This is a genomic window from Tritonibacter sp. SIMBA_163 (assembly GCF_046535935.1).
In the GTDB taxonomy this organism is placed as follows: domain Bacteria; phylum Pseudomonadota; class Alphaproteobacteria; order Rhodobacterales; family Rhodobacteraceae; genus Epibacterium; species Epibacterium scottomollicae.
Genome location: NZ_JAWJBP010000010.1, coordinates 81,614 through 93,298, shown reverse-complemented (window position 1 = coordinate 93,298; position 11,685 = coordinate 81,614). Strand labels below are relative to the sequence as shown.

At 63.2% G+C, this 11,685-nt stretch carries 9 protein-coding genes; 4 read left to right on the top strand and 5 right to left on the bottom strand.

Features of this window, described 5'->3' with window-relative positions:
• Positions 1 to 2 precede the first annotated feature (2 nt).
• The 3 genes from R0J92_RS14890 to R0J92_RS14880 are packed head-to-tail and all read left to right on the top strand — an operon-like array spanning position 3 to position 2,469.
• Positions 3 to 623, top strand: a complete 621-nt coding sequence (locus R0J92_RS14890) for an HAD family phosphatase (RefSeq protein ID WP_317385023.1) — start codon at positions 3 to 5, stop codon at positions 621 to 623.
• A complete protein-coding gene (locus R0J92_RS14885) occupies positions 620 to 1,537 on the top strand; it encodes an ornithine cyclodeaminase family protein (protein ID WP_411052213.1) in 918 nt (305 codons plus the stop codon). The genes R0J92_RS14890 and R0J92_RS14885 overlap by 4 nt, the downstream gene beginning before the upstream one ends.
• Positions 1,534 to 2,469 carry an alpha/beta fold hydrolase gene (locus tag R0J92_RS14880; RefSeq protein ID WP_411052212.1) on the top strand — a complete coding sequence of 312 codons (936 nt, stop codon included), beginning with the start codon at positions 1,534 to 1,536 and terminating at the stop codon, positions 2,467 to 2,469. Before R0J92_RS14885 ends, R0J92_RS14880 begins: the two co-directional genes overlap by 4 nt.
• Before the next feature lie 39 nt (positions 2,470 to 2,508).
• On the opposite strand, the gene R0J92_RS14875 is transcribed toward R0J92_RS14880, so the two are convergent.
• Positions 2,509 to 3,750 (bottom strand): MFS transporter, encoded by a 1,242-nt coding sequence (locus tag R0J92_RS14875; RefSeq protein WP_106164345.1) that lies wholly within the window; start codon positions 3,748 to 3,750, stop codon positions 2,509 to 2,511.
• A gap of 158 nt (positions 3,751 to 3,908) precedes the next feature.
• Here R0J92_RS14875 and zapE point away from each other — a divergent pair, with 158 nt between their 5' ends.
• A complete protein-coding gene (zapE, locus tag R0J92_RS14870) occupies positions 3,909 to 4,979 on the top strand; it encodes a cell division protein ZapE (protein ID WP_411052211.1) in 1,071 nt (356 codons plus the stop codon).
• A gap of 79 nt (positions 4,980 to 5,058) precedes the next feature.
• Here the strand turns inward: zapE and R0J92_RS14865 are convergent, their stop codons facing one another.
• The 4 genes from R0J92_RS14865 to R0J92_RS14850 form a co-directional block, all read right to left on the bottom strand.
• Positions 5,059 to 6,330 carry a bifunctional folylpolyglutamate synthase/dihydrofolate synthase gene (locus tag R0J92_RS14865; RefSeq protein WP_411052210.1) on the bottom strand — a complete coding sequence of 424 codons (1,272 nt, stop codon included), beginning with the start codon at positions 6,328 to 6,330 and terminating at the stop codon, positions 5,059 to 5,061.
• 161 nt (positions 6,331 to 6,491) lie between these two features.
• On the bottom strand, positions 6,492 to 7,448 hold the full coding sequence (gene accD, locus R0J92_RS14860; RefSeq protein ID WP_106164347.1) for an acetyl-CoA carboxylase, carboxyltransferase subunit beta: 957 nt from the start codon (positions 7,446 to 7,448) through the stop codon (positions 6,492 to 6,494).
• A gap of 62 nt (positions 7,449 to 7,510) precedes the next feature.
• Positions 7,511 to 8,392, bottom strand: coding sequence for a CPBP family intramembrane glutamic endopeptidase (locus tag R0J92_RS14855; protein WP_411052209.1), 882 nt, complete (start codon positions 8,390 to 8,392; stop codon positions 7,511 to 7,513).
• A 51-nt stretch (positions 8,393 to 8,443) separates the two neighbouring features.
• A complete protein-coding gene (locus R0J92_RS14850; protein ID WP_411052208.1) occupies positions 8,444 to 11,557 on the bottom strand; it encodes an ABC transporter transmembrane domain-containing protein in 3,114 nt (1,037 codons plus the stop codon).
• Positions 11,558 to 11,685 lie beyond the last annotated feature (128 nt).

Sequence of the window (11,685 nt, the reverse complement as noted above, 5' to 3'; positions counted from 1 at the left end):
TTATGTCCATCACCGCCGTCGTCTTTGATATCGGTCGCGTTCTACTCGAATGGGAGCCGGAGCGTTTTTACGACCGCCTCATTGGCGAGCCGCGCCGCACCGCCCTGTTCAAGGAGGTCGATCTGCATGGCGCCAACCTCGACGTCGACCGTGGCCACCCGTTCCGCGAGACGATCTATGGCCTTGCCGACAAACATCCCGACTGGGCCGAGGAAATCCGCCACTGGCACGACAGCTGGATCAAGATGGCCAGCCCGGAAATCCCCCATTCGGTGCGCTTGCTGCGGGCGCTGAAGGCCAAGGGCGTGCCGGTCTATGCGCTGACCAATTTCGGGGCAGAGACCTTCGTGATCGCGCAGACGCATTATCCGTTCCTGCGCGAATTCGATCAGGCCTTTGTCTCCGCCCATCTGCGCTGCATAAAGCCGGATGCGGAGATCTATGCGCAGCTGGAACAGGGCACCGGGCGCCGCCCCGATGAGCTGCTGTTCACCGACGACCGACCCGAAAATATCACCGCCGCCGCCGTGCGCGGCTGGAAAACCCATCTGTTCGACCAGCCCGAAACCTGGGCCGCGCGGTTGGTTGCAGAGGGGCTACTGACTGAAGAGGAAGCGCAATGAGCCTGACCAACATTGAATTTGACCAAGGAGAGGCCTTGCTGGACTGGGTCACGCTAAGTGATGCGCTTGCCGAGGGGCACAGCCATCCCAAGGCAAAGGTCGACGACACGTTTCTCTACCGGGGCGACGATACGCTGCTGTCGCGGTCTGCCTGGATCGACGGGCTGGGCATCGCCGTCAAGACCGCGATGATCTTCCCCGGCAACCCAGACCACAATCTGCCGGTAGTGAACGGCGGCGTGAGCCTGTTCAACGACACCAACGGCCTGCTGGAAGCGCTGGTGGATTTCCATCTGGTCACCAAGTGGAAAACCGCCGGAGACAGCCTGCTGGGCGCGCGTCGTCTGGCCAATCCGGACGCGAAAGAAATCTTGATCGTCGGCGCCGGCACGGTTGCGGGCACCCTGATCGAAGCCTTCTCGGCCGTCTGGCCCGATGCGCAGATCCGCGTGTGGAACCGCACCACCGCCAAGGCCGAGGCGCTGGCGGCGGACCACCCCGGCACCGCGGTCGCCACCGATCTGCCGCAGGCTGTGTCGGCCGCCGACATTATCCTGACCTGTACCATGTCCACCGAACCGGTGATCCGCGGCGAATGGCTGCGGCCCGGTCAGCACCTCAACATGATTGGCGCCTATCGACCCGACATGCGCGAGGCCGACGATGCGGCGCTGGCAAAGTCCCAGATCTATTGCGACAGTTTCGACACCACGCTGGACCATATCGGCGAGTTCAAAATCCCCTTGGCCGCCGGAACGTTGCAGCGATCCGATGTGCTGGCGGATTTCTACAACATCGCGCAATTCCCGGCCTATGATCCGCAGGCGATCACCCTGTTCAAGAACGGCGGCGGTGCGCATCTCGACCTGATGGTCAGCCGTCATATTCTGGATCTCTGGACCCAAAGTGAATGATCTGGCTGCCGGTCATTGGCCTTCTGCTCCTGAGCCTGTTGTTCCTGCCCTCGGTACAGGAAACCCTGCGCAGCCCAATGACGGAGTCGATGCGCCGCTTTGCCCGTGGCAGCTTTGCTGAGCTGAGCGAGGGGATGACCCATTTCTACTGGATCGGACCAGAACGCGGTCCGGTTGCGGTCTGCGTGCATGGCATCACCACCCCGTCAGAAGGGCTGGTGCCGCTGGCCGAGGAACTGGCAAAAACCGGATACCGGGTGCTGCTCTATGATCTCTACGGGCGCGGGCTGTCGGACCATGTGTCGGGACCGCAGGACCGCGCCTTCTTTCACCAGCAACTGCAGGATCTGCTGGCGCATGAGGGCGTGGTGGAGGACTTCACCCTTATTGGTTATTCCGCCGGAGGATGCATCGCGACCTCCTTTGCCGCCGAGAACCTGCCACGGGTGCGCCAGCTGATCCTGATCGCCTCGGTCGGGCTGCATTCACCGACGTCTCCGGTCGCAAGCTTCATGGAGCACCGCCCCGGCCTGCGTGACCTGTTCCTGCGCTGGACCTATCCGATGGCGGCGCGGCGCTACCTTCGCAGTCACCTGACAGACAGCGATACACCGCCCGACGTCATCCGTGCGCAGGTGGCGCAGACCCGGCGGCGGGGCTTTTTTCCCTCCAACCTGGCGGCCATGCGCGGCATCCTGCGTGATGATTTTGGCCCCGAGCACCGGCTGTTTCATCTTCAGGGCCTGCCGGTCCTGGCAATCTGGGGCGGCACGGATCGGATCATCCCCGGCCATGTGATCGGGCGGCTAGCGGAGATCAACCGTTCCGCCAAGCAGGACGTGGTTGAAGGCGCCGGACATGGCGTGGTCTACACTCACCCTCAGGAGGTGGCGCGGATCATCTCCGACAACATCCGTCACGGCCTGCACTAAGCTGCACGGGCTGCGCGATCCGCTTGCCCCGGCTGACGCTCAGACCGCCGGTGCCACCGGCAAGGGGCGTTCGCGCACCGGCAGATGCACGATGGCGCTGAAGGCGCCGACGCCCACACCGATCCACCACACCATGGTGTAATCGCCGTAGATGTCATACATCCGACCGCCCAACCACACGCCGAGGAAGCCACCGATCTGATGGCTGAGGAAGACGATACCATAGAGCGTGCCCATGTAGCGCAGCCCATAGATATGCGCCACGAGGCCAGAGGTCAGTGGCACCGTCGCCAGCCACAATGACCCCATCGCAACTGAGAAGATAATCACCGACAACGGCGTGATCGGCAGCAGGATGAAGGCCCCCGCCACGATGGTGCGCGCGGTATAGATCCCCGCCAGCAGGTATTTCTTGGAATAATGCTTGCCTGCCCAGCCTGCCAGCAGCGTGCCGCCCACATTGGCCAGACCGATGAGCGAGATCGACACCGCCCCCAGCGCCGAGGTGGTGGTGATCCCCAGCCCATGCAGCATACCACCCGGCATGATCGGGCCGCACATCTCCGTCACAAAGGCCGGAAAATGCGCGGTGACAAAGGCCAGCTGATAGCCGCAGCTGAAAAAGCCGAGGAAAATCAGCGTGTAAGATGGATCGCGAAAGGCCTTCTTCAGGATCGCGCCCATGCTCTCTTCCAGTTCGGCCTTGCCGGCAGAAACCGGCGCGCGCATCAGCGGCAGCGACAGGATCAGCGCCAGCACCACGCCGGCAAAGACCAGGAACACCGATTGCCAGGACATCAGCCCCAGCAGATATTCAGCCGTCGGCGCGCCAAAGATCTGCCCCGCCGAGCCTGCCGCGGTGACGATCGCCAGCGACATGGAGCGGTTCTCGTCCGAGCTGGCACGCCCCACCACCGCAAGCACCACGCCAAAGCCGGTGCCCGCAACGCCAAAGCCCACCAGCCATTCGTAGCTCTGCATTTCAAACGGGGTGGTGGCGCCGGAGCTGAGCACCAGACCGGCGGCATAGATCACCGCGCCGATGATGATCGCCTTGCGGTCGCCGATCTTCTCGGCGATGGCGCCAAAGATCGGCTGACCGATGCCCCAGGCGAGGTTCTGGATGGCAATGGCGAGGGAGAATTCACTGCGCAACCAGCCGAAATCCTCGGCGATCGGGATCTGGAACACCCCAAAGGAGGCGCGCACGGCAAAGCTGACCATGATGATCAGGCAGCCCACCAAAAGGACGGGCGTGAACAGGGGGGCGGGGCGGTCCATGGCGGTCTCCGGTTCTTGTTGCGCGACAGTGTGGCGATCCGGCAGGGGCCGTCAATTCAGGAGTTTTGTGTGCATACATCAGAAAAATTGAACACTCAGGCGCGCTCGCCGTGCCCGTGCCGCTTTCCTTTGCAAAATCATCCCGCTATGGCTGGACCATGACACATATGACTGACCTCTATCAGGCCCGCGTCGACGCCGGGCAGATCCAGCCGGACCCAGCGCAAGAGGCGGTCCTGCCGGAGTTTGACCGCATCGCCGAAGGCCTGCGCGCCGAGCCGGTCAAGCGCGGCCTGTTCCGCAAGGCGGTCAGGGAAGAGGTCAAGGGGCTCTATCTCTGGGGCGGCGTCGGGCGTGGCAAGTCGATGCTGATGGATCTCTTTGTCGAGAGCCTCGACGATATTCCCAGCCGCCGGGTGCATTTTCATGCCTTCATGCAGGAAATCCACGCCAAGATGCACCTCGCCCGTGAGGCCGGCACCGAGGATGCGCTGGCGCCGGTGGTGGCAGACGTGGTGGCCTCGGTGCGCTTGTTGGCGTTTGACGAGATGCAGATCACCGATATCACCGATGCAATGATCGTCGGCCGCTTGTTCGAGGCGCTGTTCGAGGCTGGCGTGGTGGTGGTGACCACCTCCAACCGGGTGCCGGATGATCTTTATAAAAACGGGCTGAACCGGCAGCTGTTCCTGCCCTTCATCGACCTCATCAAAGAGAAGATGCAGGTGCATGAAATGGTCAGCCCGAAGGACTACCGGCAGGATCGTCTGACCGGCTCTCGGGTCTATTTCACGCCGCTGAACGCCGACACCCGCGCAGAGATGGAAGAGATCTGGCGCGATCTCACCGGCGGCGCGGCGGAGCCATTGGTGCTGACTGTGAAGGGCCGCGAGGTCACCCTGCCCGCCTATCGCAACGGGGTGGCGCGGGCGACATTCTACGACCTCTGCGGCACCATGCTTGGTCCGGGCGACTATCTGGCGGTGGCCAATGCGGTGAAGGTTTTGGTGCTGGATAACATCCCCAGCCTCGGGCGTAATAACTTCAACGAAGCCAAGCGGTTCGTGACCCTGATCGACGCCCTCTACGAGGCGCGCGTGCGGCTCATTTGCTCGGCGGCGGCAGAGCCGGAGTACCTCTATATGGAGGGCGACGGCGCCTTTGAATTTGAACGCACCGCCTCGCGCCTGCGGGAAATGCAGGACAAGGACTGGGGGCGCGGGGATTGAAGCCGGAGCTGGGGGCGCTGCCCCCGGCCCTTTGGGCCTCCCCCGAGGTATTTCCGAAAAGATGAAGGCGCGGTGGGTTTTAGCCGTTTTCGCGCAGGATATTGCCCGCGAGGTAGAGCGAGCCGCAGATCAGCACCCGGCAATCGGGATCGCGGGCCAGGATCGCGTCCAGCGCCGCCGTAACGCTCTCGGCCTCCTGCGCTGCAAGCCCGACGGAGGCCGCCGCAGCCGCCGTGTCTGCCGCGCTGAGCGTCGCCGCTTCGCCGGGGATCGACACTGCGGTCAGACTGTCGGCCTGGGCTGCAAGGGGGCGCATATAGCCGGTCACATCCTTGGTGTTGAGCATGCCGCAGATCAGATGCGTCGGACGTTTGGGCAGCTTGGCCAGCACATCGGCGAGCGCAATCCCGGCGGCGGCGTTGTGACCGCCATCGAGCCATAGCTCTGCCGCGCCTGCGGCCTCGACCAGCCGGCCGGTTTTGAGGCGTTGCATGCGGGCGGGCCATTCGGCGCCGGTCATCGCAGCCTCGCAGGCGGCCTCATCCGCGCCGAGGTAACGCAGCACTGCCAGCGCTGCCCCGGCGTTCTGCACTTGATGCGCGCCCATCAATGCGGGCAGTGGCAGATCCAGCAGACCGCGCTCGTCCTGATAGACCAGACGGCCACGTTCCTCATGGACATGCCAGTGCTGACCATAGGCAATCACCGGCGCGCCTAGGCGCAGGGCGGTGTCTTCGATGACCTCCATCGCCTCGTCGGGTTGCGGGCCGACCACCACCGGCACGCCGCGCTTGATGATGCCCGCCTTCTCGCCTGCGATCTTGGCCAGCGTGTTGCCAAGGAATTGTTCATGGTCGATGGAAATCGGCGTAATCACCGAGACTTCGGGCGTGATGACATTGGTGGCGTCGAGCCGCCCGCCAAGGCCAACCTCCAGCAGGGTGTAATCCGCAGAGCTCCGCGAAAACGCCAGCAGCCCCGCCACGGTGGTGATCTCGAAATAGGTGATCGTCTCGTCGCCATTGGCGCTGTAGCACTCGTCCAGCACCTGCGTCAGGTGATCCTCGGAGATCAGATCGCCCGCCAAACAAATGCGTTCGTGAAAGCGCGCCAAATGCGGCGAGGTATAGGCGTGCACGGATTTACCCCAGCCCTCAAGCCCGGCGCGGATCATCGCCTGGGTGGAGCCCTTGCCATTGGTGCCGGCGATATGGACCACAGGGGGCAGCTTGTCCTGCGGGTTCTCCAGCGCCGCCAGCAGGCGCCAGACCCGGTCGAGCGTCAGGTCGATGATCTTGGGATGCAGCGCCATCATGCGGGCGAGGATGGCGTCGGAATTCTGGTCAGTCATCTGGCGTGATCCGGTCTGATCACGGAGCCAGGCGGTGCCACATGCGATGAGGGCAGCGCCCGTCCCGTCGGGGTGGAAGCGAAGCTCCCGTCCCGGTTGAGGGCGGGACGGGCGCTGCCCGACCTTCGGTCAGGCAAGACTTACAATGAAGGGACGCAGGCTTATTTGTCTTCGCCCGATGCGTCCTCTGCGGGCGCTTTTTCGTCTTTTTCGACCGAAATCTGTTCCGGCTCCGGATCCGGCGCGGGCAGGTCCCCGTGCACTTGCGGCGGCAGCCCCATCAACATCCGGATGATGGTGACCAGCTCGCCGCGCATCGCGGTGCGCGGAGTCACGCGGTCCAGCATGCCGTGATCCAGCAGGTATTCCGCGCGCTGGAACCCGTCAGGCAGCTTTTCACGGATGGTCTGTTCAATCACGCGGGGACCGGCAAAGCAGATCAGTGCGTTGGGTTCGGAAATATGCACATCGCCCAGCATCGCGTAGGACGCGGTGACGCCACCGGTGGTCGGATGGGTCAGCACGACGATATAGGGCAGGCCCGCCTCTTTCAGCATCTCGATCGCAACTGTGGTGCGCGGCATCTGCATCAGGGACAGGATGCCCTCCTGCATGCGGGCGCCACCGGCGGCGGAGAACAGAACCAGCGGGCGGTGCAGCTTCACAGCCTCTTCGGCGGCGGCGATGATGGCGTTGCCAACATACATGCCCATGGAGCCCGCCATGAAGGAGAAATCCTGCGCCGCGGCCACGATCGGGGTGCGGCCAATCTCGCCAGTGGCGACCAGCATCGCTTCCTTTTCGCCAGTGGTCCGCTGTGCAGTGCGCAACCGATCAGGATAGCGTTTCTGATCGCGGAACTTCAGCGGATCCACCACGGGTTCCGGCACCTTGACCTCTGCGAAGATGCCGCCATCAAACAGCGCGTCAAAGCGATCCCGCGGCGTGATATGCATGTGGTGCCCGCAGTTGGTGCAGACGTTCTGATTGTCGCTCAACTCGCGGTGAAACAGCATGGTGCCGCAGTCGTCGCATTTCTTCCACAGGTTCTCGGGCACTTCGCGGCGCGAAAAGATCGAGTTGATCCTGGGACGGACGTAGTTGGTGATCCAGTTCATCAAATGGCCTCTGCCTGATTGGCGTTGCGTCCCCAGATAAGGTGACTTTCAGTCAATTGCAATCAGGCCCTGATCGCAACCCGTGCCGCAAGCCATGACACGAGGATCACCAGCAGATCCACCAGCAGCCAGGGGCGCAGGGCGGCAATGTCGTCCATGGCAAAGGGATGCAGGTAGAGCGCCAGCCCGTGAAGACTGGACGGAGAGGCAATTACCAGAAGCGACCAGACATTGTTGACGAAATGCACTGCGATCGCGGGGCCAAGGCTGCCGGACCGCGCCGTCAGATCCGCCATCAACACACCATAAAGGGTCGAGCCCGCCACGATCAGCCAAGCATTTTCTCCCGCCTCGGCTGGCATGTAGTGTCCCATGCCGAACAGTGCCGAGGGCAAGACCATCCACACCAGCGGGCTTTTGAACCGGGCCGCGAGACCTTGCTGAAGATACCCGCGAAACAGGATTTCCTCTGCGCTGACCTGAATCAGCACCAGTGCGAGCGAAAGCGGAAGCCACATCAGCCAGCGCGCAAGGTCGAGATTTCGACCCAACGGCGCGCCCATGCTGTAGGGGGGCAGGATGATCAGCACGGCCACAAGCACCGCGAGGATGCGCAACACGCGCGTTCCCTGCCAGATGGCGCGGTGCTTCGGACCGATCACCGACCCGAGGCTGCGGTGATGCAGCCCCTGCACCACCAGCCCGACAGCGACAATCGCGTAGATGAAACTGCCGAGCAGCATCGCCATTCCGGCCGGATTGGTGCCGGTGATGAAATCGGCTTGGCCGGTCGCCGCAAGCAAAACGGGCAGCAGGAACACGTCCGACAACAGGCTGAGGGCAAACCAGACGACGATCACCAAGACCACACCGAGGGCAAAGCGCCAGAGTTCCGATTTGGCGCGCGCCTCCTGCAGCAGGGTCTCATGCGGGTGGTAGCTCATGTCGGCGGGCCTTCTTTGGTCATCATGTATTGGCGCAGGCGACCATCAGCATCAATGATCTGGTGCCACCGAGGCTGTGGCTGTCCCGTCATCCGCCGAGGTCGCCAGTGCGGAGGGGGCCGCAGGCATACGACCTGAGCGCGCCTCCTGCAGGGCCTCTGCCGCGCTGGACAAGTGGCCCGACACGGTCTTCAGCAATTGCAGGGCCACCGAAATGTCGCTTTCGATCACGGTACGATATTCCTGTGACCCGATGCGCAGGAAAACACAATCTTCTGCGGCCAAAAGATCCAGTTGCCTGGGGTCACCGGTGATCACCGCCAGGTCGCCGATCAACCGCCCCGGACCGATCATGTCCAGATGGCTTCCATCCTCGGGAAAGCGCAGCGATGCCTGACCGGACAGGCAGAGATAGACCGCATCGCCCTCTTCGCCCGCGCGAAAGACTGCGGCCCCGGTTGGAACATTCACCCAGGATGCGGAGAAGGCCAGCAGCCGGCGATGCCGCGCGTCGAGCCGCGCAAACAGATCAATCTCGCTGATGACCGCAAGTTTGCGGTCGAAATCACCGCCAGTGTCGTCCGTGTCGGTCCAGACCGGCGTTGCCGCCCCCTCCTGCCCGTCGACGCGCCCGTCCTTCAGCTCCAGATAGAGATCATAGCGCGATGGGTTTTCAAAATGATCCTCAAAGTGGATCATGGTGGTCTTGGGCAGCAGCGCCTGCAGTCGGGTCCGGGTTTTCAGTCGGCTGTCAGAGTCGTGGCTGGCCAGCACATGGTCCAAAATCAGGATGTCCGGGCGTTTGATCGCGGCGCGGGTAAAGGCGGCACGTTCACGGAACACAGGCTCCAGCAGCGCTCCGCCGAGGCCGGTGGGCAGGTCGTAGATCATCAATGCCAGCCGCGCTTTCAGGTCATGGTCGGCCATTACATCCGCCACGGCATCCTCGACCGCCTGCGCCCGCGCGCCCGCATGCGCCGAGATACGGCCAAACAGAGCGTTTTCCAGCACCGTCAGCTTGCGGGCGTATTCTTCCGACCGCAGGCGCCGATAGACGCCGCTGCATTCACTCAACAGCAGATCGCTGCGGTTCTCGCGTATGCGCAGGATATGGGTCTTGTACGCGCGCGGCAGGCCGGGGCCGATCTGCTCTTCGGTGAGCAGGAATGGCAGGGTACACAACAGCGCGCGATCCTCGCGGTTGAGCTCCTGCGCCGCCAGATGGCGCTCCGCGGCCTTGGTAATGCGGGCATAAAGATCCTCGTCAAGGCCGAGGCGACGGAACAGCGGATGCGAGGTGTCGCCGCGACCGAAGGTGCGCTGCAAGGTGTCGAGAAGCGCCAGACTGATGTCACGGGTCTGCGCCTCCAACCCCTCGGCGCGCAACACGCGCTGAAAGGGGCCATCCGGGTTTGTGAACAGTTTGGCCGGGACCGGCTGCACCGGAAAGGCGAACATCATGTTCTCCGCCAGCGACAGCGCCGGATTGTAGTGATCAGGCAGGAAGCGATAGACCACATCGCGCAGGCCTTTTTCCTGCAGGCGCGCCTCGATCCGGGGGCGCAGTGCGGTGATCTGCGCTTCGAGCGCGCGGTGGCGGTCCTGCAGCCGGGCGTGCAGGGTGCGATGGAAGAGCTGCCCGTCGATGCCCATGGCCTCGACCAGCTGGAACCACCAGTCGCGCAGGCCATCCTCGGACCCCAGCCCGGCCAGATCCGGGTTCACCCAATCGGCGTTCAGGGGATCCGGGCTGTTGCCCGCGCGCAGGGATTCCGCCCGCTGCAGCAATTGCAGTTCGGGGCCGGTTGCGCGTGGACGGCTGCGCAGCGGCATCAACACGTTGTCGCCGAGCGAGCCGTCAAACAGGTAGGGCGCGTTGAACGCATAGCCTATGCGGCTTGCGATCACCCCCTGGTGCAGCTCTGCCAGCGGACGGCCTGCCACGATAACCTCGCCACGGCTTGGCAGCACCTCACGGGTCAACACCTGCGCCAGCGCCTGACGTTCGGCGGTTGAGCTGCTTTGGATTGCGACCTGCGCGCCCGCCGGAATGGTCAGGCTGAGCCCGTCGAGGATCGGCTTGCCCTCGGCGTCCTTCACGGTGACGTCGCGCAGCTCGATCTCTCCGCGCAGATGCGGCACTTCCCGGGGCTCACCTTCAAACAGCTTTTCATCAATCATGCCGGGAGGGGCGAATTTCTCCGCCATGATCTGCCAGCGCAGCGACATGTCCTGCACCTGATTGTAATAGGTCAGCAGCTCCTTCCAAGGGGCCGACAGGTCCTTGTAAGCCGCCAGTGCCGCCACCAGTGCGCCCACGGTAATCTCGCCCCGGATCGCCAGAACGCCGCCGACCGAATAGAAAAAGAACGGCGTCAGATGGCCGATCAGGTTGTTGAGGAACTTCATGAAGAACTTCTTCATGTAGATGCGGCGGCGGATCTCGAACAGGCGGCCCAGACGGTTGGAGACCTGCGCCAGCCGGTAGCGCCAGCCGCCATTGCTGCGCAGATCGCTCAGCCCTGCCGCCGTCTCGCCGATCTCGGCCGATAGCGCGCGCACCTCGGCGATACGATCCTTGTTGAGAAGGTTGATCTGGCGCTGCAGCATTGGAATCAGCCAGGCCTGCAGCGGGATCAGCGCCACCGAAGCCAGGCCAAACCAAACGCTCTGGACAAAGAGAAACGTCACGATGGTCAGCATCTGCCCGGCCTGGAACACCGGCTGCGCCACCGCATCCCCCATCAAGCCGCCCATCGGCTCGGACTCGGAGGTGATCATCGACACCATCTCGCCCTGGCTGGTGGTATGAAAATGCCCCGATGGAAACCGCATCATGCGGGCAATCATCTGATAGCGCAGCCGCCGCAGCAGGCGTTCGGAGAGGATCCCCTTCAGCGTGTTGAGCCGCATCTTCATCATGCCGCTGGCCAGCACTGCCCCGAGAAAGGCAAAGCAGAGCACCAGAAGGTAGTCCTCGGACGTCAGCCGCCAGCCCCAGAGATCCACCCATTCGCTGGGCGAACCGATGGCGTCGTTGACAATACGTTTGGGCAGTTCCAGCGTGATATACAGGAACGGAAACGTGAGCAGGGTCAGAAGCAGAAGACCAAGCTGCTGGCGTTTCGAATGGCGCCAGATGAAGGAAAACAGGCTCGGCTCCACGCCGTGTCCTTTCTGTCCGTCGGACCGCCGTGAAGCCCATGGCGGGTTGAAAACAAGAGCGATACCGTCTGTCGCAGACAAACGCGCTCCGAAAATCTGTCAAAGAGCGCCTGATACGTCACCGCATC